This window comes from Ochrobactrum sp. RH2CCR150 (assembly GCA_014138095.1).
GTDB lineage: Bacteria > Pseudomonadota > Alphaproteobacteria > Rhizobiales > Rhizobiaceae > Brucella > Brucella gambitense.
The window spans coordinates 25,336-51,153 of sequence record JACGXE010000010.1; the positions used below are offsets into that span (position 1 = coordinate 25,336).

The following is a 25,818-nucleotide window of genomic DNA, read 5'->3' on the forward strand; positions in this document are numbered from 1 at the left end:
GATCAGGCTATCGCGCCGACATCGTAAACAGGTGGAAGCTGGGCGGAGGTTTCCCGTATCGTTTCGAGCGCCTTGCGCAAGGCCGTCCGAGATAACCGCCCACCAAGGCAAATCCGGATGCCTCCATGGCCGCGATCAGCACCAGCAATGAATGGATCGGAGGGCGTTACCGCCACGCCCTTGTTTGCCAGCGCCCTCACCAGCCCGTCTTCCGACCAATGACGCGGAATCTTGAGCCAGGCGCACAGGGACAATGGGTTACTCCCTGCTATCAGAGATCCCAGAATATCGCTTACTTGCGCCTGTCTCGTTCGCAATTCGCCACGTTGAATTTCGAGCAATTCGTTGACCGTGCCATCCTCGATCCAGCGGCTGGCCATTTCGCCCAGAAGATTGACCCCGCTCCAGCTCGTCACACGCAGGATCGAAGCCACACGAATGGAATATTGCGACGGCACGACGAGATAGCCTGTGCGAAGTCCCGTCATAACGGTCTTTGTAAAACTGGTTACAAAAAAACCGAGATCGGGAAGTAATTCCGGCATTGAAGGCAACCGTTCTTCCAGAATGGGTTTGTAAACTTCGTCTTCAATCACACAGACTTCATATCTGGCCGCTATTTCCGCGATCGCTATGCGGCGTTGCGCGGACATGAGATGACTTGTGGGATTGCCCAATGTGGGGATCAGAACAAGCGCACGCACATCACCGGCTTTGCATGCCAGTTCAAAGGCGTCTGGTATGACGCCCTGCTCATCAATTGGCAGTCCGCGCAACGTAAAGCCCAGCACGTTGGCGAGCCCGATAATTCCATGATCGGTCAAGCGCTCGGTCAGTACAACTTCGCCCGGTTGAACAATCGTCGCAACGGCAAGAAACAAGCCGTGCGCCGCTCCATTCGTAATGACAATGCGGCCCGGATCAACGTCAACGGAAAGCCCCTGCAGCCACTCCTGAGCAACCGCACGATGACGATCCAAGCCTGCAATCGGGCGACATGGCCGCATGAAACTGGCGTTTTCTGATTGACTCAACTCTTCAAACAGGCGCTTCGATGCTCTCTCATGCGCTTCCGTATAGACGGCTCGAATAATTGACATGTCCGCGGTTCCACTCGGATCACGGTCGAGCATGAAGCGGTCCGCACGTTCAGTTACGCGCTTGCAGACATATGTTCCGCGCCCGACTTCGCCGCGCAGATAACCGCGTCGTTCTGCCTCCTTATAGCTGATGCTGACGGTCTGCACCGAAAGACCAAGACTGTGGGCCAGTTCGCGATGGGTGGGCATTTGGGTTGCTGGCAGCAGAACACCGTTCTCGATGTCATCGACGATTTTTTCTGTCAGAAGTCGGTGCTTGGTTGCGCCTTTGCGCAGTTCCAATACGGGTTTCCACATGCGCACACGGGCTCCATCATGACAAAAGACTGATTGAACTGTTATAACGATTTTTTGTCATGACACACACATTAAATCCGGTTCGACGGAACTTCACCCACACATTGTGAAACCAGGGCCTTTTCAATTGCGTGATCCCACAAGTGCCGTTTCCAGAACAAGGTTTAACCCCGGAATAGCCCAGAAAATAACTCGGTACGGTCACATTGGGCCTGTGCACTGGCCCGGTCGCCCCAAATCGCATTAAGCGAAATCACTGGAAAGGAAAGATGATGCCAAGAATTGCATCGTTTGCATTCGCAACTCTCGTCGCCCTGACCCCAGCCGCAATGGCTCAGCAACAGGCGCCACAGCCTCCGGCTAATTCGGCGCCAGCGACCCCGCAACCAACGGCACCAACCATTCAGACGGTATCGGTGGTTGATATCAAGGAACTCCCGGCTGAAAGCCAGAAGGAAGTTCAAGCCGTTGTCGAAAAACGAAGCGCCGACGACCTCACCAAACTACGTACATCTGTGAAAACATTCCCGCAGGCACGTGAAGCTCTTCAACAGAAGGGTATGAACGAACAGGATGTCATTGCTGCCAGCCTGTCGGAAAACGGGGCTTTAACACTCATCACGAAAAAGGCGGGCTAAGCTACAGCGACTCACAGTAGTCTGTTGCTCGTTGGAAACAGAAGGTCGGGCCGGAAAGGTCCGATTTTCCGGATTACGCATCTGCAAATCTGGTTCGAAGCGTTAAGATATCGTCGTAGTAATCAATTTGACCATCACGGATCATAATTCCGCAATCGCAATATTGCATGATCTGCGATATCGAATGCGAAACCATAATGACCCGAGCATGCGAGATTTTCGCATCTATTGCAGCCTTGGATTTAGCCTTGAACCGCTCATCGCCCACAGCAATAATTTCATCGATTAGATAACAGTCGAAATCAATCGCCAGACTCATGCCGATGGCCAGACGCGCTTTCATCCCGCTGGAATAGGTTTTGACCGGGAGATGGAGTGCAGTACCTAGCTCAGAAAAATCACTGACATAGTCGATCATCTGCTCCGTGTCCTGCCTATATATCCGCGCAACAAAACGGATGTTCTCCAGACCCGTCATTCCACCATTGAAACCGCTTGAAAAGCCCAGCGGCCACGACACGCGGCCGCGCCGCACGATCCGGCCTCTGTCGGGCAGCTCTGTACCGGCGATCAAGCGGATCAGCGTGGATTTGCCTGCCCCGTTGGGGCCAAGAATGGCGACGTTCCTGTCATTCGGAAAGGAAAAACTGAGACCGTCGAAAATGACTTTCCTTATCCCGTTGACCTTATACGATTTGGATACACCAATCAGATCGATCAAGCGGTCCTCCTTTTCCTGAAAAGGCGCTCTCCGGAAAAGCCAACCAACAGTAGAACGAGTATTGATCTCATCAGATAGGCACGATCAAGGATTGTACTATCATAATCTGGATAGAAGCCATCGCGCATCCACTCCACCACATGCAGAATCGGATTCCAGGATAGGTATGTCATCAGGTCGGGCGGCAGCAGGCTCGGTACATAAAAAATTCCGGATAGGAAAAAGAGCGGGCTGGTCAGTATTTTCTCAAGATGTCGCCAGGAATCCCAAATGGACAGAATGACCGCGTTTAAAACGCCAAAGGCTGTTCCCAATAGAGCTGTGACTGCAAAAGCTTCAATGGTCCTACCAAGATGAGCAGGCATTCCACTTGTGTCCCAAAAGATGATACCGCAAAACACCAACAGAAACACAACGGCATAAGTTGCGCTAATCAGCAAAGCGCGCGCGACCAGAACATCCAGCTCCTTTATCGGTGGATAGGTCAAGAGGGCTTTGTTCGCTTCGAATGCCGCCATCAATGACGACGACAGCTTGCTGAAGAACTGCAAGGTGAGGACGCCCGTTGCAAAAAAGAGCGCGAAACTCGATCCATAAGGAGGATTTCTTCCGGCCAAGGTGAACACAGCTACTAGCACCGCAATGCTGGTGGCTGGAACAATCACGGCCCAAAGATAACCGATGTGCGAGGCACCAAAAGCAGCGCGTGTTTCGCGCAAAACAAGTGCCTCCAACACGTGTATCTGTAATCCTAGCAAAGCCATCATGACAAATGATCCCTCACTGAATAGATCATAAGGACGGCAAGCCCCCAAAGAGCGATGAGGATTGCACCAAACTCCAGAATGTTGAGAATGCGTTTGGGATAAAGCGGATATTCCGGCAGTGACGGCGATTCATAAATTGCCAGGTAGCGTTGCTGTCGTCCAGCTTCAACCCGCGCTTTTTCAAGAGAAGACAGTGCTGATGCGTAAGCCTGTTGCGAAAAGTTGCGCTCGACATCCAGGGTCTCATAGGTGGAAAGCAATTCGGATAAGGCAGTGTTCGGTAAGTTCTTTCTGCTCTCTCCTTTCGTCGCCTCCAGCTTTGTGGCGGCGATTTCCTGTTCCAGCGCATCCACCTGACGCCTTAGTATTTTCAGTGACGGAGAATCTTCGTCGACAGTACCGATAAGCGCGGATATTCTGGCTCGCAGTTCGGCGAGTTGTTTCTCAAGTCCGCCGACAATTTCAATTTGAACTTGCGCACTTTTGGTCGGATCAATTGACTTCTCGTCGTCACGGAAAAACCGCAGTTTCTCCAAAGCGTTCCGAAGTCTATCCTCTGCGTGCGCAACCTCTCCTTTCGCAAACGAAACAGCATCGGTTCTTGCCCGCTCCGATAATTCATTCACCAGCTCTGTACAGTAGTGTAGAACGAGATCGGCAATCCTTTCCGCGTCGCGCGGCGAAAATGCATTGACCCTAAAGGTGATCACACCCGAGATGTTATCGTAGGATGTCTGGATCATTCCACTCCAATAATCAACAACATGTTCAATGTCGCTTCCGGTGGACAAATGGGAGATGATATCAGGACCTTCCGAGGCATAGGCACGGCGCAGCGGGAAGTCTTCTTCAAGCTTTTCGACCATCCCTCGGCTTTTCATGTACTTCAGCAAAATATAGGAATCCGAAGTTGTGCTACCAGCATTCGCAATGCCGGTGAAAGCTCCGAAGAAGTCGCCACCGCTCCCCGCATCCATGCTCCGCACGGCAAATCCAGCGCTTGCGACATAACGATCAGAAGCGATGCACATGAAGTACACAGCGCCAAGGATGGTGGGTACGATGACGACAAACGCGAACGAAAACGCTAGCACGTGTCGCCTTCGTTTCTGGGGCCGTGTTTGCCTTATTCTTGGGGCTCCGTCATCTTTGGTAGGCTGCGGCACCTTGAGGGAGACAACTGTTTTACTGGCGTCGTTCAATCTGCGGTTCCACCGTGTGACGTCTCGGTGGCAAACCCGTTACCGAGCTGAGAGATATGTATCTGGCTTTTGTTGCTCTTGCTGTTTGCACTGCAAGCTTATAGGCGCGACGCCAAAGCGGGATATGCAATCGCGGCTGATCGCGCCAGGCAATCAGTTCCTGCACGACGCGCTCCGGCGTCGTATAGTGTCCCGTCACGCGGCTTACATAAACTGGATAAAGGATCAGGGTTCCGGCGACGAGTTCATCAAGGCTTAGCTGCCTTTTCCTAACAAAAGGGATGACGTCTTTCGTAAGCCCCCAACCGGAGTAGAAGGGCAACCCATAGCAAGTAACAGGAATTTCTCTGAGCAGCGCTTCAAACCCGGTGAGCGACGTCATCGTGTGAACTTCATCAACGGTGTCGAGTATTTGTGGTAATCTGGAATCCCATATGATTTCGTCACAATAAGATTTCAATTGCTCCGCCGTCGCTCCGCCATGACGCAAACCAGCGGTCACATCTGGATGAGGTTTGAACACAATATAAGCATCAGGCCTAGATCGGCGCACTGCTTTCAGCAGTTCGATAATTGTCGATGTGCCCGGTGCGCCCCAATGCAGCGATGCATCGTCTTCAACTTGGCCAGGCACTAGAATGACAGGGTCGGCACCCACAGGCCGACACCATGCTGTTTGCGCGACATTATACTTGGAAAGACCCGCCGCAACGATAGTCTTGCGTAGTTCGGCCGCTCTTCTGAGAAGAGTTTTATCTTCCTGTAGGCCCTCAAGGATGTGGGAAAGACCGGAGTGCAGCGTAGCATCATAATAGATGCCGGCATCATCAACTATCCACGAGAGCGGCGGCGTCAGCTCTGCCCCCAACCCCACAGACCGTAGAAAGCCGTCTTCGATACGACGAATTGACAACGGCGTTTGAATGTCTTGGATATCTTGTTTCCCCCAGGCAAAAACATGTGATTGGGGCGGAACAGACTTGCCTGTCTTGTGAAAATGCACTTCTGAACCCGCCGCGAAGCGGCGAAGGATCGGCTGTTTCCATTTGCTGAACCTAACGGCATGAAGCTCCTTAGGCAGCCGTTCCCTCATGGTGCGCTGAAACGCGAGATACTCCGCAACACGTTCTACCTCGCAGCTTTGACCAGTCTCGGGATCGACATAATTGCAGTATTCTATCAGAGCCGCATGGACAAGCTGCTCTATACTCGCATTTTGTCGCCTGAGTGGTCTAGACAGCTCGTCTTGCGTCAGCCCCCAACCTGCGTAGAACGGCATACCGAAACAGCAGACTTCCTTATCCCAGATAAGTGCTTCAAAGCCAATCTGGGAAGTGACCGTATACACACGTTGACAGTTCTCGATCAACTTAACTGGATGACAGTTTTCACTGATCAGCTGGATGCGTGGATCATTCAATACATTTGGCGCAGTAAAATAGCCTCTACGTCCACGGAAAAGAACATCAGGATGCGTTTTGACCAGAACAAAGCAATCAGGGTTTTCTATTAAGGCGTTATAGAGCATCTGATGGAAAGTGCGATCGTCAGCAAATCCATAGCTGACGGACCGATCACGAAAAGACTGATCGACCACAAGGACATAACGGTCAGGAAGATTGCCATCATATTCACGAGCGCAGTTATATTTGGAAATGCGGCCGCGCCGCCAAAGTCCGATCAATTCCTTTGCGCGATGCAGTTCAGTGGCCGACAGCGGTCTGGAAATCAATCGCTCAAGACGGCTCGGTTGTGTTGCGTCATAATAAATGCCTATATCGTCCTGAAGGAGCGACAGAGGTGGGTCGTTGCGTTCGACCGAGCGCAAGAAGCCGTCTTCCAGTGTCAGAAAGGGCAAAGCTCGATTGATGGCCAATCGCTTTGCCAAACGGGCATGTATTCCACGTCCCCACCCTGCCATTATATCGATATCACGCAATCCACTGAGCGGGACATAGTGTGGCTCGGCTCCTAAAAACGCACGCAGATTGGGCAATCGCGTAGCCTGAGCGGAAAGGAACCCCATTTTTCTATGTGAGGCGCCCATTTCAGGTTACTCTATCCATGATCTGTCCGAGCCGGTGTCGCCATGTGTGGTGTCGAAGCACGTGATCCGTGCCCGCACGCTTGCGTTCGCGATCTCGGTGAGACCAGCCGTCCTTGGAAAGCCTGTCGAACAACAGCCTAGCATCTTCTTCGCAATCGATTGTCTCGCAGTAATCCCGAAAGTGCCGAGTGACCGCCGGTGTTGTATTGGTAACGGCGAAGCCGCCACTTGCGATGATTTCCACCAGCCGCCGGGAGAAGGCAGTACGCGAATTATCGACCGTATTGACATTCAGGCTGGCAATATGACGGCGATAAACATCGGCTGTGCGCGTGTGTGCTATCGCCTTTTTGACGTTGATCCAATGCCGACTTGGAAAGCGGTATTGTTCCGACCGGCGTCTGGAATTGCGGTTATAAACAGTCAAGCCAATGTCGTTAGCGGCCTCAAATGCCATATCCTGCCACTGGCGGCGGTGAATATGAAGATGTCGGCTGTAACTTCCGAGGAAAGCTAGCCGTCGATCTGGTTCGGTCAGCGCTGGATAGTGTATTGCCGGTTGAGCCGCGAACATTAGTACGTCGAGTGAAGGTGTATCTTTAAGCGCTGCATGGTAGAGCGGTATCATGTTTTCATCGACTGTAAAAATATGCTCAAACAAGCTTGCCGAAGCGATGAAGCGGTCAAAATGGACACCGTCCTCGCGGTTCCAGAATACTGTCGGGATGCTTTCATCCCGCGCGCGACCCACAAGGCAATCCAGAACTGCGTTGTTGCGCTCCGGATGATCAGGATAAGACGCAATGCCGTATCGCCAGCCGCCCCAGAATCCTTCCCATGCCGACTCGACCAACAGAATATCTGGCTTCCAGTGATCGAACACATAAAGACTATTCCAGTACGTGACGTTCATCACGCGGCATTCATGCGACAAGCATATTCGTGTCGGTTCATCTGCGATCAAGGCAATCTTGAGACGAGAAAAGATGGAACGTGGCGAACTCAAGACGAAGCCTCCACGTGGAAGCCGCAGATCAGCGCCAACTCCTGGCGGATAATCTCGTTGGCGCTGCTTTGACTGCGCACCCGCTTCGCGGCGGCCCTGGACATATCGAGAAATTTCTGCGGATGTTTGTAGAGATCGGCTATGGCAGCCGCCAAGCCTGTGGCATCCTCTGGCTTAGTCAGATAGCCGCAGCTTTCATCCAGAAATTCGGGTATAGCCGATATTCCAGTGGTGACGGGCACAAGGCCAGAGGACATCGCCTCATCACGGGAAACACCTTGAGAATCCCATCGCGTCGGCGTTAGAAAGACCCCATAATTTTCCTGAAGAGCGACGATTTCAGAATGGGAGACAAAACGCTTTTCCAGAAATACATTTTTGAACCCCTGCAATGGTAGTGTTTCTTCATCGAAGAGCTGCCCATCGCCGATCAGGCGAAACTCCAAGGCCGGCAAAAATGGCTCGTCTTTCAGAGCCAGTATCGCGGCTACAGACAAATCATTGGCGTATTTCTTGGATGCGTAGGTTCGGATCGACAGGATGCGCTGACGAAGACCGACGTCTTTCTTCTGATAGGCAAAAAGATCGGTATCGATGGGGTTATGGATGATGGAGTAACGCCACTCAGCGAGCCGGAATCCCAGATCCTCCATCACCTCTTCAGAGAAATTCTTCGATACGAAGATGATGTGAAGATTGTCATGCTGTTTGGCTAAAAGCTTCTGCCAGAACTCAAGCCTTTGCTGGCTTTTCGCCTTCTCGGCCTGTCGTTCCAAATCGTTGCGAAAATTGAATTCGCGCCGATGCCAAGGCTGAATCTCCGCACCATGGATCCAGACATTGACTCTCACTTTGTCGATGTGGCGCTCCAATACTTGCCACATGACGGGATCAAGGAAATGCACGGCAATACTCTCGAACCGACTGTCGCCGATCAGCTTGTCCAGCGCCTCGGTGCCACCTGTCGTTACGTCGACGTCTTCGAATTCATGGTAGCTGAGCGTGGCATTCGCCTGAAAGCGGAAGACATCCACCGGCACGTTGCGCTTGATGTAATGCTTCACCCGGCTGTGTACGAAGCCGTTTCGATACAAGTCGTCATAGCGCGGATAATGATTGGTCAGAACGAGATGGCGAGCTTTTCCCAGGAGCGCTCCTGGCACTGTAGCCTTGTGGCCTTTGAATAGTCTTTTGACCTCGGCAGTGCCCGGACCGTACAACCGTAAACCGATACGAACCAGAGACGTGTTGTCCGGTAAGGTGCAAGTGGCATTCTGGTTCGCGTGGAATATTTCGTGGCTGAGCTTCTGCCTTTTCGCGTCGAGGTAAACCAGAACGCATTGAACATTCAATCCGGGCGTCGTTTCCAGATGTAGTTTCGCTGTGTCCGAGAAGCCGAGTGCTGCTGGCTCTAGTTCCCTGGAGGCATACACATACTCGTGCTTGCCGTCGGGCAAGATTGAAGACATCCGCCAGCGTTGGTCCTGAACCGCAAGCGTGAGATACTCGCTGCGCGTCGTTTTAAAGTGACTGGCAAGGTCTGGCGCAGAAATCGCCGAGTCTGCCCCCGTTGGCATGGAGTCAGCCGCTATCGCCTCGGCTCTGGCAATAATCGAGGACATGCTGAGACCCGCATCGAAATGCGCATCATCAACTTGTTCCAGAGCCGCTGCGGTAGCGGCCGTTCCGTTCTCGCAATAGTTAAACTCGTCGATAAACAGCGCTCGGTCGACAGTAACAACCTTTCGATGAAGGTCTGCAATCCAGTCATTAACGGCATCATCTTCGATCACCGACGCCGCAATGATCGCAGATTTTGCCATCACTGTTTTGCCGGGACGATAGCGGTGGCCGGTATCGCTCAATTCGATACCATCGGCTGACTCTGACACATAATAGTGATCATGTTTGCCGATGGCCTCCCCATTGAAGTAACGCGTAGCCAAAGCAAGATCGGTGAGGTAGTGGCGGCCATAGTAATCTGTTTCGACCATGCCAGCGACATAACGGGCGCTACCGGTCAGCGATGAGAAGCGCGCTTCATGCAGATGTGCGCCGTCGATAGCGTGTACCAAAATATTGTCTTGCGGTTCAACTACAAAGCCGTTTGTCACGACCAAAAGACGCTTTTTCTGGTAGGTTTGGCGATGGAAGTTCGTGAGTATCCGATCAAATATAGCGAGGTCATCGGCATAGGAGACCACCAGAATATCCGGCAGCAATTGGGCCGGCTGGGTTCGCAGCACCTTCGAAGCTACGTAAGCAAGGCGGTCTTGCATTGTATGTTCGCTCATGACCTTGCGCAGACCAGCCAGCCGGAACTTCCGTGCCGACGTGTCATCGGAAATTCCGTCGAGACTTCGGAGGATTTCATCGCCATTATCGCTACAGATAACCAGGTCACCGAAGAGTTTGCGCACCCCACGCGAAAAATTACTGATGGTGATCGTGTTGCTGCCAAGCAGTTCGTAAACCCGGCGCGCAAACATACTTTGGGATTGCTTGATTGAGTTCATGTTGATGGCGTGCGTGTAAGCCTTATAGGCCTTTTCAATCTGCTCATAAGAAAGGTTCCCCACGATGAAAGGCTGAAACTCCGGCGGGAACTGATACCGTGGATCGTCCTGTCCATAATTGCGATCATAGATCGCAACCTTGTGGTTTTCTGCAAGCGCCGAGATGATACTCGCAAGATCGCCATTGCGTTCCGGATATCGCGCATAATAAGCCCCGGCAAATGAGAACGCTTGCTCACGCGCATAAGTTTCAATCGGATTGAAGCGACTGGTCGGGCAGGCAAAAGGCAAAAGCCAGACATTGTCGTGTCCCAGTGCTGCTTTATATCGACCGATACAGTCGATATCAGTCGTGAAAACATGATCGAACAGAACGGCTGTGTTCAGGAATGTCTCGTAATGGACGGGATCTTCCTTATTCCAAAACACCGTCGGTATTCTTCGGTGCTTGCACCACTCGACCAGCTCGACCAGATGGTTGCTGCGATGTCCAATCTGATTGCCCCAAAGCTCATCTTTCCCGCGCCAAGCGGATTCAACAAACAGCAATTCCGGAGCAAAAGCCTCAAGCTGATCCCGCCAGTCATCTGGAGTAAGCTGCATGAGAACGGCTTCGCTCTCATAGGAAGCATAGGTGAAGTCATCCATAATGCAGGCTATCTTGAGCGCCTTGAGTTGCTGTGCGCTGTAACCCGCCTTTTCAAAGGTGATTGAAGGCAATTTCAGTTTCGCAGGGACCAAGCGTGCAGGTTTGAAATCGCCTTTGGTCCGTAGCTTGGCATCTTTCGATATATCTCGAAGACGCTGCGGCAAGAGCGCTAGACCTTGCCAGGATTTGCTTGCCTGAATGAGCGCATAACCAAGCTGGAACGAGATCATATTGCGGGTTCGCAAAACTTTCGTTTCAGCCAGAACGCGCCCTCTTTCGGCGGCTTCGACCTTGGTTTGCAGCAGCATGATTTGGGCACTGGAGCGTTGAACCTGCCGTTGCAATTCTTCGTTGCGGATGCCGGTACTGCGGCCGTCCAATTCCGCTGCTTCAAGCCTGCCGAATGTCGCCTGGTGCAGCTCCTTTTCAGCTTGCAGTTCTTTTTGGGTCTGATCGTGGGCGAGTTTTCGCTGCACGGCATCCGTACGCAATCGCGCTAGAGTGTGCTCGGCTTCTTGCAGACTGGAGGTCAACAATCCGATCTTCTCATCCTTGTTGGTAAGTTCAAACTGCAACTCACCGATTTGACTTTCCAACACCCGACGCTGGAACCGCTCGCTTTCCTGTAGTTTTGCGAACAGCTCTAGTTCGGTCTTACCGCGACTGACTTCAGCGAGCGCATCCTGCAATTCACCGGAAAGACGCACGATCTCCTGATCCTGATCGTCTCGTTCGGCACGAAGCTGCTTTAATCGTCCTGCTGCGATAGTCGTCTCGTTCGTCTGCGTGGCAAGCCGTTCACCAGCTTCTTTGAGCAGTATGTCAACGGCATCAAGACGGGCTTCCGCCAGAATGATTTTCTTCTCAGCAACAAGCCGCTCATGTCGTTCACTCTCAAGTGTTTCAGCGAGCTGTTCCGACTCGTGCTTGAACCGTTCGGTCAGAGTTTCGAGGGCGGTGTGCTCTGCTGACAGACGGGCGAAGTCCTGAGCAGACGCGGCCTTTTCCAGCTTTGCCCTCTGCAAGCTGCCTTCCAGCAGATCAACACTGTCAGCGATCTCGGCACCCTTGCCTCGGTAAACATCAATTTCGGCATTAAGCGCAACAACCCGCTCTTCCGCGAGCAACTGGATTATTTCTGCCTGCGATAAGGTGTCTATCAGTGTGGCGTTCTGCTCGTCGATGGATTGAAGCCGAGCCTTCAGCTTATCAACCTTGTCCGTCAATGCGCCTGATTTGGAAATCAAATCGCGTTCAACGCTTTGAAAGGCCCGCTCCACTTCCAGTAGCAACGCCTCGGACGGTACGCCATCGAGCTCGCGGGACTCGCCGCGCCTCCGACCGACAAAGCCAATCCATTTGCCGAAGAATTTTACCTCCTCGATGTCAAAATGCTTAGACAGCAATCGCCAGGGTCCAAGCAGATAGAATGTGTGTTTGTGGTCTGGCCAGTCGTTGACACCAAAGGGCACGGTAACGATAACCGTTCCATTTTCATTGAGCAGTCGGGCGGCAGCGCTGACGAATTCATCCGGCTTCGTCAAATGCTCCAGCACTTCGCTCATGATGACAGTGTCGAATGTTTCGGCTCCGAAATCTGTGCCTATGAAATCGCCATGAATGAACCTGACGCTTTGTCGTACATGGGCGGGTTCACGCGCGATGAATTGACGTGCCTCATCAATTGATCGCTTGGAAATGTCGAGCGCAATGACGGAGCGTCGTTCTCGCCCAAGCAGGATCGACGTTATGCCCTGACTGCAACCAACATCGAGGATGCGTATCCCCTTGGTGCGTTCGCATATCCAATGAATGCGCTCACGTGTGGACTGGGCAAACTCTTGTCCAAGCTGGCCAAGATAGGCTTCCATGATGCGGTCATGTAGGTCCGGCAACAGTGCGGCTTCCGCAAGTCCGGCATTGTTCGTCTGTTCAGATATGTCTGGCGATTGAAGGGTCATGTTTGTGTCTCAACCCTCAACCGCATTCTGGCGCGCCTTGCGAGGTTTAGCGGTTCGCTGGTTCGCGAGCAGCCCCACCACATCAATGATCTGCTGGTCATCACGTAAGGATTGTTCTGCAAGGAATTGGAATGATCGGTGCGCGACCAGAACCAGCAATATATCAGCCTCTTCCACTGCGACGGGAATATCCACCAGTCGGGCTTTAGGCAGGCGTGGTGGGAGCTTTTCGATATTCGGTTCAACAACTATCAGCTGCTCTCCAAATTCTTTATAGAGCGCAATAGCTATTTCCAGCGCGGGGCTTTCGCGCAGGTCATCAATATCTGGTTTGAACGAAAGTCCGCAGACAGCAATCACAGGCTTTCTTCCATTATGATGCTCAAAGTTTGCAGCCGCTGCCCGAAGTTTTTGCAAAGTCCAATCAGGCTTTGAATTGTTCACATTGCGCGCCGCGCGCACGAGATGCGCCAGATCCGGCGCTCCGGCCACGATGAACCAGGGATCGACGGCAATGCAATGACCGCCGACTCCAGCGCCAGGCTGAAGAATATTGACCCGGGGATGACGGTTCGCCAGACGGATCAATTCCCAGACATCGATACCGCTTCGGTCGCAGATTAGCGAAAGCTCGTTCGCATAAGCGATGTTCACATCACGAAATGCGTTTTCCGCAAGCTTGCACATTTCCGCTGTGCGCACATCTGTGGCAATGCATTCGCCTGTGACAAACACCTTGTAGAGCGCCCTTGCGGCCGCTGCGCAGCGTGGTGTTACCCCACCGATAATGCGATCATTGTGTACCAGTTCATCCAGCACCTTGCCGGGTAGTACACGTTCAGGACAATGGGCAATCCGGATATCAGAAGCCTCACCCGCATCCTGCGGGAAGGTTAAGTCAGGACGGGCCTCCGCAAGCCATTCCGCCATTTTTTGGGTCGCACCCACGGGAGAGGTTGACTCCAGAACCACGAGGTTTCCAGTTGTGAGTACAGGTGCGATAGCGCGCGCCGCGGCCTCTATATAAGACAAATCGGGTTCGTGGTTCGAGCCGACGAATGGTGTTGGCACAGCAATCAAAAAGGCGTCAGCGGGACCAACTATAGTGGATGCACGAAGATAACCGCCCAAGACCACTTGCCTGACGCAATCTTCAAGACCAGGTTCAACGATATGCACCTCACCCCTGTTAGTGGTCGCAACAACGGACACGTTAACATCGACGCCCTGCACGCTGAGGCCATGTTGGGCGAAGACCGTGGCTGTTGGGAGGCCGATGTAACCAAGGCCGATTACGCATAAGGTTTCGTAGGCAAAAAAATGCTGCATGAACGTGGTCCCGTCAGGAATACAGTGCGGATGCATGTTTGCGACCAAGACCAGTCGAAAAATTTTGTAGGGCTCTTACGATGGCAATTGAGGCTGTTCCATTGCCATAGGGGTTCTGAGCTGTTGCCATTTGATTGTAGACGTCGGGATCAAGAAGCAGCTCTCGGACGCCGTCGAATATGCGGATTCGGTCGGCTCCAACCAATCTGGCAGTGCCAGCTGCGACAGCTTCGGGGCGTTCGGTGGTTTCACGCATCACCAGAACGGGCTTGCCGAATGTCGGCGCTTCTTCCTGCACACCGCCAGAATCTGTGAGTATCAGGTAGGAGCGTTTCATTAACCAGACGAAAGGCAGGTAGTCCTGAGGTTCGATCAGGTAAATATTTGAAATTCCGCACAGAAGTCGCCCAACAGGTTCGCGGACACTGGGATTCAAATGCACTGGATAGACAAAATCAACATCCGGGAAATGGCGGGCGAGATCGCAAACCGCCTCGCAGATGTTTTCAAAACCAGAACCTAAATTCTCACGGCGATGCCCGGTTATCAGCACGAGCGGCGCCTTCGCGCGCAAAAAGTTGAAGCGCTTACGCATTGTATTGTCAAGCTGGGCGTCCTGAGTGAAAAGCTGCTCGGTATGAACCAGAGCATCGATCACCGTATTTCCCACCACGGTGATGTTTCGTGCCGGAATGCCTTCCAGCAGCAGATTTGTTCGCGCATTTTCAGTCGGCGCAAAATGGAGCGCTGCTAGCGCGCCGGTCAGTTTGCGATTGGCTTCTTCCGGCCACGGCGAGTAGAGATTACCAGTACGCAAACCGGCCTCTACATGCCCGATTGGCGTCCGATGAAAATAGGCCGCAAGGCTGGCACTGAAAGTCGTCGAAGTATCGCCATGAACCAGAACGATATCAGGAGAAAAGTCGTCGAACACCGCGTCCATACCGAGAAGAATAGCGCTCGTGATATCGCCGAGTGTTTGGCCGGGTTTCATGATGTCCAGATCATAATCCGGGGTCAGCTCAAAAAGCTGTAGCACTTGGTCCAGCATTTGTCTGTGCTGAGCCGTTACGCACAAGCGCGCTTCGAATCCTTCAGTATCGGAGAGACCTCTCACGACAGGCGCCATCTTGATCGCTTCGGGCCGCGTGCCGAAGACCGTTAGTACTTTCATATGCCCCCACATCATTTGTCGGAGCGTTCCCGTGCGAAACCGGATAATGGAAGCGCTGATTTATCTCTTAGTCTGGTCGGCCTGCTTGAAACCGTTTATTCGCCAAGAACCTCAGCCGTTCGGGCAGCGCCGAGAACCGGAGAAACGATTAGCGTCAGAAACTTGCTCAACTCGGCAGCGGGATGGTTGGCGACATAGATGACGTCCTTGTCTCGCATCTGAAATGACTGGGAAAGAAAGAAGGATTCAGGCTTGTTGAAGTTAAGCCTGTATATAACTGGTACACGTCGAGTATCGTCTATTGGCAATCGGTCTGCCCGACTACCGGACATTTGTTGCACAAGTCCGTAAGGTTCGAACCTGAAGATAAAGACACCACCAGCATCGGCAGATCGGTCACTCAGACCACCCACTTGTGCCAAGGCTTCAGATAAAACGAGCTTTTCGGCCGGGAAAGCAACGAGCTGACTATTCTTGACCGCGCCAAAGGCTGAGAAAGTGCGTGGCTGGTGTGTCACGGTTATATTGTCGCCGGAAGCTAGCCAGATGTTATCATCTGGATAGTTGACAGCATCTTCAAGCCGCACGGTCGCGTTGGCTGCGCCCCTTGTCACCGTCGCAATGCTTTCGAAAATCGCTTTTTTGGTTCCGCCCGCAAGCGCAACGGCATCCAATAGCTTTAGACCGCGCAACGGTACCGGAAAGGGCCCGGAACTTGCCACGTCCCCCGTGACAATCAGTACTTTACTTCGATTTTCGGTCACGAGGACTTGAATCTGCGGCTCTACCGCCTTGCCTTTCAGTCCCACTTCAATCGTGCGACGTAACGCTTCGGCGCTCTGCTCCGCAGCGCGCACCTGCCCGATATAGGGGATGAACACCATACCCCGCTCATCGACAATCAGCTGCAGCGTAGCGCTCTTTTTCTCTGCCGTCGAAAACAAACCGTCAGGAGCTGCCTCCCAGATATTCACCGCAAGCCCGTCACCTGCACCGATCGTCATCGCTTGCCTGTTGCCAAGTTTACCCTTGAAACTCGCGGGAATGCCGCCGAATGAGTAATTCCTTAGGACGGACAGTGCAGCGGCATTGAGTGGCACGACGACATAGCTTTTACTTTCGGCTTTTGTGGTTGTTTTGGTACCAACCGCTGCGGTCAGGGGGCCGCTGCCGGGAACTGCTGTGCAGCCCACAAGACCGGGAATGGTGATAGCTGTTACGAGAAGGTGTGCGAACTTTTTCATTAAGCTGCGTCCTTCAGAACGTCGCGTCGAACAGCCGGAGAACGGATCGCATCAATGACGGCCTTACAACTTGCTTCCATTCCGTTCGCAGTAAAAAAATCTCCGGGTCGCAAGCAGTGTTTCCTTATCCAAGCGATGTAACGCTTTCGCAGGCGCGCATGAGCAACTGTTCCACTCTTCCAAAATGCATCAAAATCCGGTTTTCCGAACGCACAAGTAGCAAGGTCACTATTGGCATAAACCGCGTCTCCAATAACCAGAAGTCGAACTCCGTGATGAATGGCGGAGAAGCCAGATGTGCTGTTGATGGTGATCATGCCAGCCGAATGGCGCGTCAGATGGCCAATTGACCCCACATCCACGAGGTCGACGCGATTGCGGATGCCAAGTTTGGTGGCTGTTTCATCTATGAGACAACGATCATTGTCGCGTCCGCGTTCAAGCGGATGTATCTTGAAAACCAAACGAAGAGTTTCTGGGGCAGATACCGCAAAGCTATCGAGCACTTCGGTTATCAAACGCGTGTTGTTCCAGCCTATGGCAGATTGCTTCAGCTGGGTATCCTGCGCGACCTGTAGCGCCACAACAAAATACTGACCAACATGATGTTCCAGAAGATGCTCGATGATGGCCCTATTCTTGGACTGTCTCCAAAACCATCGGTGTAGATTTCTGATCCAACATACAGTTTCCCGAAAGCCATCGATATTGCGGTGCAGAAGTTGTCGCTGTCTGCCTCTCGCAAAAACTGCAATGGCCCCGTAATAGAGGCCCCCATAGGCACACATTGCTGGGAAATTCCGTCGATCAGCCCTATAGGATTCTTCAGTCTCGATCTGAATGTTGCGTGGTGGTAACTGCCTGGCAATTGGAGACATTGCGTTGTTTGCTCCAAACTCCAGCGTGATCGCGCCAGGGCGTATATATCCCTCTTCAAGTGAAATCACAGCCAGTCCCAGCTCATCAGCCACCCGGCGTGCAACGACATGAACCGGGCGTTCTGATCCGAAGAGAACCATATGCGTGATTGCCTTTTTCTTGATCTGCACACAAAGCCAATCTTGAAGACCATCCATGTTGCCGCGATAGATCAAAGTGCCGTTGGCAAGCCCTGCGAACAGCCGGTCTCCCGGGTTGAACAGAACCTGAAAGCAGTGAAAGCTCAGCTGTTTCAGTCTTTTCCGAAGTCGATAAAAGAATGGGCCGACAGGTCCTTGTAGCAGGAGAACCCGTTGCCATGGTTCAGGTTTCAACTCGTCTCTGGGATCAGCCCGCACAATGATTTCCTGCCGTCTCGCGCGATAATTCATATGGGCGAGAAAGCGCTCGAAATACGCGATCGCCTTGCCCCATTCTTTACCTGGATTTACCGTTGGCCCGATACCCGCCTTACATTCGTTGCAAAGCAGAATAGCAATTCAAACGTGATCGCAGAGCTGACAAAGCGAACAGGAAGCAGCTAAAATAGCGGGCAATCCTGTCGATAGCCGGTCTGTACGGAGACCGCGAGCTTGACGTTGGCAGCACCGCAAGCGAGAAGTATATATTTATGGTTGAATGGTGTAGATCGCGCCGTTAAACTGCGCGAATGGCAATTTTTAAAGATATTGATGGCCTGCTATCGCAGACTGGTCGACTTCTAGCTAGGTTTTGGCCTCAGCTGCTTCTGGTTGGCGCAATTGGATACATAGCACGTGACTTGCTGATGGGCGCGGCGGTTGCGACCGGTCTCAAGTTTCCGCTGGGCGGCATGGTCATTCTGTCACTGGTTGTTTTGGTCAAGCTCCTTGTCGTCATCACGATGTTTGCAGTTTTGCGACCCGGTTTGCCTGCGCTAACCGCCTTGCGTGAAAATTCGGCTCCAAGGGCGAGTCCCCGAAAAGACGATAAGCGTAGCGACCGCATGCTTATGGTGGCAGCCGCAGCCATTCTGCCATTTTTTGCTTATTATGCCGCTTGGGGATTTCTGGGTGACACAATTCGCGAGTATTCGCGACTGGCCTTTGATCGCGCAGCTTTCGGGGAGAAAATTCAGATTTTCGATCTCGTGCGATCCCGAAGTCTGATTGCGGCGATCGTTCTCTGCTGGTTCATACGGTGGATTGCGAAGAAAAGCGCGGACAAGACGCAATCGCCATGGCTCCGCTTGTTGATCGTGGCAGCAGATGCAAGCTGGATATTCATTGGTCTTTATGCTCTCGATAAATGGAAAGACGATTTTATCGCATGGTTGGGAGCAGCTTCGTTTCTCGAGTATCTTGAAGCTCATGCGACCTGGTTCTCAATTCAGGCCTATGCCGCAGCTCCAGAGTCTGTCCCTGTTGAGTTTCGCCAACCAAGTTTCATCGAGCAGGCAAAAAACCTGTTCTTTTATGCACTGCTGCCGCTTGTCTGGTTGGTGATGGCATCCATTATCTATGGCTATGACCTGTCCGCAAAGCGGGCATCAGTCCCTCCTCTCCCCTCACGCGTGACCACGTTACGGGTTTGGCTAATGGACTTTGCTGCTCATTATCTGGGCGGCTATCGTTCGCGGTATCGACCAGTATGGACGTGTCTGCGGCTTGTGTTCGGGGCCGGACTTGGAACGCTGTTGAGTTTCATCGTGTTTTATAAAGCAATCAGCTGGGGCGGCGCCTGGATCTGGTATGCCATCACGCATACTATCGGCCCTTATGATATTGGAACATGGCAACGCATCTCCGATATACTGGTCATCCTGATAGGAAGCCCATCAGAGCTTGACGGTGGTATTGTGCTTGATGCCGTGCGGGTTGCACTTCTGGCAGCCGTGCTTGAATATGCAGTTGCTGGTGCTACTTCAAAAGCAGGCTCTGATGCGGTTCGCCCCGCATAGCAACCGATACTGCGAAATCCTTTGCGCCAGCGGGGACAAGAAATGTTTCAGCAATCTCTACGGTTCCTTTCTCAGCGCTTTGAATGAGATTGAGACAGTGCTGTTTTTCAGCTGCATCCGGCTTCGTCTTTTTCAGAATTTGATCTGTCAGGAAAGTTGGGCTCCAGCTGCGTTTCTGGCTGTCAGTCACGGCAATAATACACGGCATAGCCTGTTTGAATCGCTCAGGATCGTCGATTTCAAGTTCCATTTCTGCGACCAGCATAATGGTCTGCGGTAACTCGCCGGGAAATGATGTCAGCGCAACAAGCTTCCAGTTTGCGCCCGCATAGCCCGGCATTTCGCCTCTCTCAGCTATTGTCGGCTGGCGCAGTTTTTCCTGCGCCCATTCAATAAAGCCGCCGCGCGAGTGGACCAAAACCGCAAGCGGGATGAATAGCACGAGTAGAACGATACTGATCCGGAAATATCGTTTTTCGCTCAGAGTTTGTTCGACTGTCATCGCGCCTCCAACGCCCATGGTTGAATGCGACCGCCGCGCTTGATCAGGATCGCGTGTTGCGTATGGCTTTCATCGGGAAAACCAACGCGGATCTCTGCCTGTTGCCCGAGCGGCGTTATCAGGCTTTCAGCCACGAGAAGAAAACCGCCCTTGATCTCATGTTCCGGCAACTCAAATATGAGAAGGACCGGTCTTGGAATGCCCGGTTCCAGCCTTTCCGAACCGAGCACGCCCCATGCATTGGTGATACGTTGGCTCAATGCATATTGCGCGCCACTTGGTCCCTGCCACAGAGCCGACATCAGGTTGATGCTCTCTTTGTTCGCTCTTGCCGCGGCTTCCAGAACCAGCCATTTACCTGACGTCGTATAGTTGCGATCATTTCCGAAACTGGATGTGACCAGTTGATCCGCCATATAGGCCTCCGCGACACCCATGGTGAATTTCGCAGTTGAGACCGGCTTTCCAGCTTCACCGCGTACTTTGACCATCGAAACAATGTCGCTGTAATAAGGCGTGGAATGCTGCATGGCGTATAAGGTCGCAATCGTAGCAACCACTGCGACGAAGGTTAGTAGCGTGCGTCTCATCCGCTGTCTCCTGGTGCGGATTCGGCTATTTTCAGTTCGACAGCAGCAACCGGGTCGCGGTCCAGCCAGTTGGATGCGCCAAAGAGATTGTCGCGCTTTTTATAAATCTGGCTTCCAACTAATAACCTTATCTTATCCGGCAACGTGACATTGGCAGGAACTTCCCAGGCAAGGGTCAGTTTTTCCGGCAATCCCGGATGGATCGCGCCGGCTACAAATTTGTCTCTGGCGAGATAGATCGTCGGATCAACCAGCCCCGCTATCGGCGGATCAAGTGTGATCAACTTCATTGGAACGAATGCTGATTCCGCCGAGCGGTTATCCGCTTCGAAAGCGATCAGAAGGAACTTTTTGGGTTCAACCGGCTGAAGGCCTGTTGGAGACGTATTGCTCAACCGCGCATCGAACACTGTGATGTTCCACCGCCCGGTATCTATCTTTCCACCTTCCGTGACGACCTGCAACGGCACCGGATTGGCAGCATGATAGATGGCGGTCGCATAGGAAATGGCACTTGCCAAAGCGCTCCCGACGCCAGCAATAATGATCGTGGCAAGGCGCTGCCGGACCGTTTTTCGCTTTTCGTCCGCCATAACCCTCCCCGTCATTGGCGTTTCAACGATTTTCCCCAGCCCGTTGATATCCCTATAGCATGGTCCTTCCGTTTCGTCACCTCAAGCGGCACTCCCGTTCAAGGTGACGTTCTGCCTGATCGCTAAGGAGCGAATAGCCGTGTCTCATCCCGCAATAAGAGGCGGATTGATTTGAGCAAAACCTGCCTGACGTTGATAGGGAAAATGTGGATATGGCGCCGTAACTGCACTGGCTGCATCGAGTTTTGCAATTTGCTGGGGAGACAATGACCAGCCCACGGCCCCAAGATTCTGGCGCAATTGCTCTTCATTACGGGCCCCCACGATCACCGATGCCACTGTCGGTCTTGACAGGAGCCAGTTCAGCGCCACTTGCGGCACTGTTTTGCCGGTTTCTCCCGCGACCACCTCTAATGCATCGATAACATTGAAAAGATGTTCCGTTTCCACCGGCGGGCCATAGCTCGCGGTCTCATGCAGGCGACTACCTTCAGGCAAGGCCTCGCCGCGTTTGATTTTCCCGGTTAATCGGCCCCATCCAAGTGGGCTCCAGACCAACGCGCCCAGTCCCTGGTCGGCTCCAAGCGGCATCAGATCCCATTCATAATCCCGGCCAATGAGCGAATAATAGACTTGATTGGCAATATAGCGCGGCCAGCCATAACGATCTGCAACAGCGAGTGCCTTCATGATCTGCCAGCCGGAAAAATTCGACACGCCGACATAGCGAACTTTGCCTGTCCGCACGAGCACATCAAGCGTGGACAAAACTTCTTCCACTGGCGTATGCGCATCAAAGGCATGCAGTTGCAGAAGATCGATGTAGTCGGTATCGAGCCGCTTCAGCGCCTGTTCTACAGAACGTATCAGGCGAAATCGCGATGACCCGGCATCATTGGGGCCCTCTCCAATCGGCAGGCTCATTTTGGTTGAGATAATGACGCTATCGCGCCGTCCACTGATTGCTGCGCCCAGAACTTCTTCCGAAGCGCCGTTCGAATAGACATCGGCTGTATCAAACAGATTGACACCAGCCTCCAGACATATGTCGATGAGGCGGCGCGCCTCTTTCACATCGGTGTTTCCCCATGCACCGAACAATGGGCCTGTCCCACCAAACGTTCCCGCGCCAAAGCTCAGGGGCGACACTTTGAGGCCAGAGCGTCCCAGATAACGGTATTCCATGAGATTTTGCCTTTCAAAACGGTGGGGCAACATGATCCCCGCAACAATTGATGAATGAACATAGACCTCTCTCGTCCTGTGATATAGAATAGGACAATTCAAATCATTTGTGAATTAGAAGACCAATGGCGAGATCAGAGATCAACCGCTCTGGCGAGATGGAAGTCTTTGTCAGCGTTGTGGAACAAGGTGGCTTTTCAGCGGCAGCCAGAGCTTGCCGGATGACGCCCTCAGCTGTCAGCAAGCTGGTCGCCCGTTTAGAAACGCGGCTTGGTGCACGCCTGATAAATCGTTCCACGCGCGCGCTTCAGCTGACGCCCGAGGGATGTGCTTTTTATGAGCGCGCAACCCGGATTCTTGTCGATATTGAAGACGCCGAACGCGTTGCAGGTGTAGGCGAAAGACCTGTCGGTCGCATCCGCTTCAGCACCAGCCCATCTTACGCAACGCATGTTCTTGCGCCGATACTGCCTGCATTTCTGGAACTATATCCGGATGTCACTCTTGATCTGACACTCAGCGACACTGTCGTCGATCTGCTAACTGAGCGGATAGATGTGGCGGTGCGAGCAGGACCGTTGAAGAGTTCAAGCCTCGTCGCACGCAAGCTTGGAGAGACGTCGATGATTGTGGTTGGTGCACCCGCTTATCTCGACCGCTTCGGCACACCGCAAACGCTCGAAGAACTCGCTTCTCATAGTTGCATCGGTCTTGGATATATACGAACAACAGATGGTTGGCCGATGGTCCAAAACGGCGAGCACATCGTCGTTCCAACGGTCGGACGCGTTCAGGCCAGCGATGGCGAAGCCGTACGACGCCTGACTCTGAGCGGAACGGGACTTGCACGCCTGACTGAATTCACAGTTCGCGACGATATCGCTACGGGACGGCTTATGCCTGTCCTGGAACATTTAAATCCGCATGACCGTGAGGCGTTCCATGCCGTTTACATCGGTCAAGGCGGTCCATTGCCATCAAGGGTCCGGGCACTTCTCGACTTCCTTGCTGAAAGAGGCCGCGTGACCTGACACGAGTAGCCCCCGACAGCTTTTCCGTCAGGGGCTATCCTCAAGCGCAAAACCGCATTATTCGGCAGGTTGAGCCACACAATTGACATCGGCATCCGATGTTGTCCGCTCTCCTGACAAAGCACGCTGTCCGAAGCCGACGATCAGAACGGTCGTTACAGTGGCTACAATTGACACCCAGAAGCCGTTCGCTGCCCCGAAATTATCAACCACCCAACCTGCGATGAAGGCGCCGAGCGCCATCCCGATACCGATGCCCGTCATAACCCATGTGATTCCCTCAGTTAACATGGCTTCCGGCACCCGACGCTCAATGAGACCAAAGGCGGTGATGAAGGTGGGCGAGATAGCAACGCCACTGACGAAGACAGCCAAGGCAAGCAAAACAACCGACGAACTGGCAAACAAAAGCGGTAAGGCCGTAATTGCAAGCACACTAACCGCGATCAGAAGTTGCAACGGCAATTGAATTCTTGGCTTAAGCGCACCGAGAGTAAGACCGACCGCAAAAGACCCGATAGCGTAAACACCAATGACCAGACTTGCCATATTGGGCTGACCAAGCTCTCTGGTGATTGCCACAGCACTGACTTCCGCAGTCGCAAAGGTTGAGCCGACAAACACAAGGGCAAGTGTAATAATCTGAACCGAACGGAGCCGGATAGCGGAGCGCTGGGGACCGGTTTGATCAGGAGCACGGACTCTGGGTTCAGTTGTACGCTGTGCCAGAAACGCAACCGTGCCAATTGCCAGAAACACTGTACTGATCAGCATTCCTGCTTCTGGGAACAAGGCCACGGCCAAGCCAACAGAGAGCGAAGCACCCGCAATATAGACCAGTTCGTCGGCAGCTGATTCAAACGCGAAAGCAGTGTTCAACTCTGGTCGGTTGCGAAATATTTCCGTCCAACGCGCCCGGACCATTGCAGGTATACTCGGCATCGTGCCCGCCAGAAACGCCGCAACGAACAAGGTCCAGCTCGCCCATTTCTGATTGGCGGCCAGAATAAGCACTGCAAATGCAATCACCGAAATGGCCGTAACCGGCCCGACAACAGCCCGTTGACCGTATTTGTCGACCGCCCGCGATATCTGCGGCGATAAAAACGCGTTGGTCAGGGCGAACGTAGCTGAAACTGCACCTCCCAGCCAATATTCGCCATGCGTTAGAGACAACATGGCGACGATTCCAATTGGAGCCATTGCCATTGGAAGCCGCGCGAAGCCTGCTGCCGTTGAAAAGCCCAGTGCGCCCGGCGCACGGAAAATCTCTCTATATGGATTGGACATAGACGTGTTCCTTGATGGTAAGGATTTACCACTTACATACGTAGCGTATGTCAAATAATTAGTTGATACGCGACGTATGTCAACTAATATACGTAACGTATGTAGAAATTGGAGAACGATATGCGCAAACCCCGTAGCGAGATGATCGCCGAAACCCGGGCAAAACTACTCGCGGCAGGGCGCCAGGCATTCGGAACGGTCGGCTATGCGGATGCTTCAATGGATGACTTCACGGGCGCAGCAGGTCTGACGCGAGGTGCGCTTTACCATCACTTCGGCGACAAGAAGGGCCTGTTGCAGGCGGTGGTCAATCAGATCGATGCAGAAATGACGGACAGGCTTTGCGCCATTTCTTCCCGGGCTGACACGCCCTGGCAGGGCTTCGTTGACGAGAATGTTGCTTATGTTCAGATGGCTCTCGAGCCAGAAATCCAGCGCATTATGTTTAGAGATGGGCCCGCGGTGCTTGGAGATCCATCAGGCTGGCCAAATGCCAATGGCTGCATTGCAACGGTGGCGCGCAGCCTCGCCGACCTGCAAAAGGCTGGCATGATTGTTGACATCGATCCGGAAGCTGGCGCGCGCCTCATTAATGCAGCCAGCAGCAGCGCTGCACAATGGATTGCCAATGCAGACGATCCCGAAGTTACCTCGGAAAAAGCCGCGCAGGCTTTTCGTACTTTTCTCGAAGGACTGCTCTTAAAAAAGGACGTCGCTGAATGAGGCGGCCTTAAGCAGCTTAGCCCTTTGCTACGTTGAGAACCGCATCGAGAAGGCCCGGGAAACGTTGATCGAGCTCTTCGCGCCGCAGTGACAACAAGCGTCCGCGACCATTCGGCTTGTTCCAGACGACTCCACTTTCACGCAGCACTTTCATCAGATGCGAACGTGTCGATTTCGGTACATTCGGATCGCTTAAATGACACCGCGCCATCTCCAGCGGACCGTCATCCAATTGCCGCACAATTTCTAGACGCGACGGATCGCTCAGCGCAAAAAGCACCTGCGTTAGCGTGATTTCTTCGCAGTTCGGATGAGCCAGATCAACCGGGTGAGATAGAATTTCATTCGTCATGGTTCGAATATAGTTGAACCGTCGCCGGTTTCATAGTAGGAAAT

At 52.9% G+C, this 25,818-nt stretch carries 21 protein-coding genes; 4 read left to right on the forward strand and 17 right to left on the reverse strand.

The annotated features are described in order from the left end of the window. Positions 1-2: 2 nt before the first annotated feature. Positions 3-1,397, reverse strand: coding sequence for a PLP-dependent aminotransferase family protein (locus tag FHW03_RS18490; RefSeq protein ID WP_182521944.1), 1,395 nt, complete (start codon positions 1,395-1,397; stop codon positions 3-5). Positions 1,398-1,666: 269 nt separating this feature from the next. Between FHW03_RS18490 and FHW03_RS18495 the strand changes: the two genes are divergently transcribed. Further along, a complete protein-coding gene (locus tag FHW03_RS18495; RefSeq protein WP_280993673.1) occupies positions 1,667-2,035 on the forward strand; it encodes a hypothetical protein in 369 nt (122 codons plus the stop codon). A 73-nt stretch (positions 2,036-2,108) separates the two neighbouring features. On the opposite strand, the gene FHW03_RS18500 is transcribed toward FHW03_RS18495, so the two are convergent. The 10 genes from FHW03_RS18500 to FHW03_RS18545 form a co-directional block, all read right to left on the reverse strand. Then, positions 2,109-2,756: an ABC transporter ATP-binding protein gene (locus tag FHW03_RS18500; protein ID WP_182521945.1), complete on the reverse strand. Its 648-nt coding sequence runs from the start codon at positions 2,754-2,756 to the stop codon at positions 2,109-2,111. After that, positions 2,753-3,523, reverse strand: a complete 771-nt coding sequence (locus tag FHW03_RS18505; RefSeq protein WP_182521946.1) for an ABC transporter permease — start codon at positions 3,521-3,523, stop codon at positions 2,753-2,755. Before FHW03_RS18505 ends, FHW03_RS18500 begins: the two co-directional genes overlap by 4 nt. Beyond that, positions 3,520-4,725, reverse strand: a complete 1,206-nt coding sequence (locus tag FHW03_RS18510; RefSeq protein ID WP_182521947.1) for a lipopolysaccharide biosynthesis protein — start codon at positions 4,723-4,725, stop codon at positions 3,520-3,522. The genes FHW03_RS18505 and FHW03_RS18510 overlap by 4 nt, the downstream gene beginning before the upstream one ends. Beyond that, entirely contained in the window at positions 4,709-6,721 is a 2,013-nt protein-coding gene (locus tag FHW03_RS18515; RefSeq protein ID WP_182521948.1) for a capsular polysaccharide biosynthesis protein, read from the reverse strand. The genes FHW03_RS18510 and FHW03_RS18515 overlap by 17 nt, the downstream gene beginning before the upstream one ends. Before the next feature lie 52 nt (positions 6,722-6,773). Beyond that, positions 6,774-7,685, reverse strand: a complete 912-nt coding sequence (locus FHW03_RS18520) for a glycosyltransferase (protein WP_182522056.1) — start codon at positions 7,683-7,685, stop codon at positions 6,774-6,776. An 89-nt stretch (positions 7,686-7,774) separates the two neighbouring features. Continuing rightward, on the reverse strand, positions 7,775-12,904 hold the full coding sequence (locus tag FHW03_RS18525) for a methyltransferase domain-containing protein (RefSeq protein WP_182521949.1): 5,130 nt from the start codon (positions 12,902-12,904) through the stop codon (positions 7,775-7,777). A gap of 9 nt (positions 12,905-12,913) precedes the next feature. Further along, positions 12,914-14,233: a UDP-N-acetyl-D-mannosamine dehydrogenase gene (gene wecC / locus FHW03_RS18530; RefSeq protein WP_182521950.1), complete on the reverse strand. Its 1,320-nt coding sequence runs from the start codon at positions 14,231-14,233 to the stop codon at positions 12,914-12,916. Positions 14,234-14,246: 13 nt separating this feature from the next. Further along, positions 14,247-15,407 (reverse strand): non-hydrolyzing UDP-N-acetylglucosamine 2-epimerase, encoded by a 1,161-nt coding sequence (gene wecB / locus FHW03_RS18535; RefSeq protein WP_182521951.1) that lies wholly within the window; start codon positions 15,405-15,407, stop codon positions 14,247-14,249. A gap of 95 nt (positions 15,408-15,502) precedes the next feature. After that, positions 15,503-16,651 carry a polysaccharide biosynthesis/export family protein gene (locus FHW03_RS18540; protein ID WP_182521952.1) on the reverse strand — a complete coding sequence of 383 codons (1,149 nt, stop codon included), beginning with the start codon at positions 16,649-16,651 and terminating at the stop codon, positions 15,503-15,505. Next, positions 16,651-17,928 (reverse strand): hypothetical protein, encoded by a 1,278-nt coding sequence (locus FHW03_RS18545; protein WP_182521953.1) that lies wholly within the window; start codon positions 17,926-17,928, stop codon positions 16,651-16,653. Before FHW03_RS18545 ends, FHW03_RS18540 begins: the two co-directional genes overlap by 1 nt. A gap of 311 nt (positions 17,929-18,239) precedes the next feature. Here FHW03_RS18545 and FHW03_RS18550 point away from each other — a divergent pair, with 311 nt between their 5' ends. After that, on the forward strand, positions 18,240-19,508 hold the full coding sequence (locus FHW03_RS18550) for a hypothetical protein (RefSeq protein WP_182521954.1): 1,269 nt from the start codon (positions 18,240-18,242) through the stop codon (positions 19,506-19,508). Here the strand turns inward: FHW03_RS18550 and FHW03_RS18555 are convergent. The 4 genes from FHW03_RS18555 to FHW03_RS18570 all read right to left on the reverse strand — a co-directional run bounded on the left by FHW03_RS18555 (position 19,468) and on the right by FHW03_RS18570 (position 22,378). Further along, a complete protein-coding gene (locus tag FHW03_RS18555; RefSeq protein WP_182521955.1) occupies positions 19,468-20,010 on the reverse strand; it encodes a hypothetical protein in 543 nt (180 codons plus the stop codon). The two genes, FHW03_RS18550 and FHW03_RS18555, sit on opposite strands and share 41 nt — an antisense overlap. Continuing rightward, complete coding sequence (locus FHW03_RS18560; protein WP_182521956.1) at positions 20,007-20,600, reverse strand: hypothetical protein; 594 nt, start codon at positions 20,598-20,600, stop codon at positions 20,007-20,009. The genes FHW03_RS18555 and FHW03_RS18560 overlap by 4 nt, the downstream gene beginning before the upstream one ends. Then, positions 20,597-21,193 (reverse strand): hypothetical protein, encoded by a 597-nt coding sequence (locus FHW03_RS18565; protein ID WP_182521957.1) that lies wholly within the window; start codon positions 21,191-21,193, stop codon positions 20,597-20,599. Before FHW03_RS18565 ends, FHW03_RS18560 begins: the two co-directional genes overlap by 4 nt. A gap of 144 nt (positions 21,194-21,337) precedes the next feature. After that, positions 21,338-22,378, reverse strand: a complete 1,041-nt coding sequence (locus FHW03_RS18570; RefSeq protein ID WP_182521958.1) for an aldo/keto reductase — start codon at positions 22,376-22,378, stop codon at positions 21,338-21,340. A 125-nt stretch (positions 22,379-22,503) separates the two neighbouring features. Here FHW03_RS18570 and FHW03_RS18575 point away from each other — a divergent pair, with 125 nt between their 5' ends. After that, positions 22,504-23,409, forward strand: coding sequence for a LysR substrate-binding domain-containing protein (locus FHW03_RS18575; protein ID WP_182521959.1), 906 nt, complete (start codon positions 22,504-22,506; stop codon positions 23,407-23,409). Between the two features lie 57 nt (positions 23,410-23,466). Here FHW03_RS18575 and FHW03_RS18580 read toward each other — a convergent pair whose 3' ends face one another. Continuing rightward, positions 23,467-24,699, reverse strand: coding sequence for an MFS transporter (locus FHW03_RS18580; RefSeq protein WP_182521960.1), 1,233 nt, complete (start codon positions 24,697-24,699; stop codon positions 23,467-23,469). Positions 24,700-24,819: 120 nt separating this feature from the next. Between FHW03_RS18580 and FHW03_RS18585 the strand changes: the two genes are divergently transcribed. Then, positions 24,820-25,422: a TetR/AcrR family transcriptional regulator gene (locus tag FHW03_RS18585; protein ID WP_182521961.1), complete on the forward strand. Its 603-nt coding sequence runs from the start codon at positions 24,820-24,822 to the stop codon at positions 25,420-25,422. A gap of 16 nt (positions 25,423-25,438) precedes the next feature. Here FHW03_RS18585 and FHW03_RS18590 read toward each other — a convergent pair whose 3' ends face one another. Next, entirely contained in the window at positions 25,439-25,774 is a 336-nt protein-coding gene (locus FHW03_RS18590; protein WP_182521962.1) for a helix-turn-helix transcriptional regulator, read from the reverse strand. Positions 25,775-25,818: the final 44 nt, after the last annotated feature.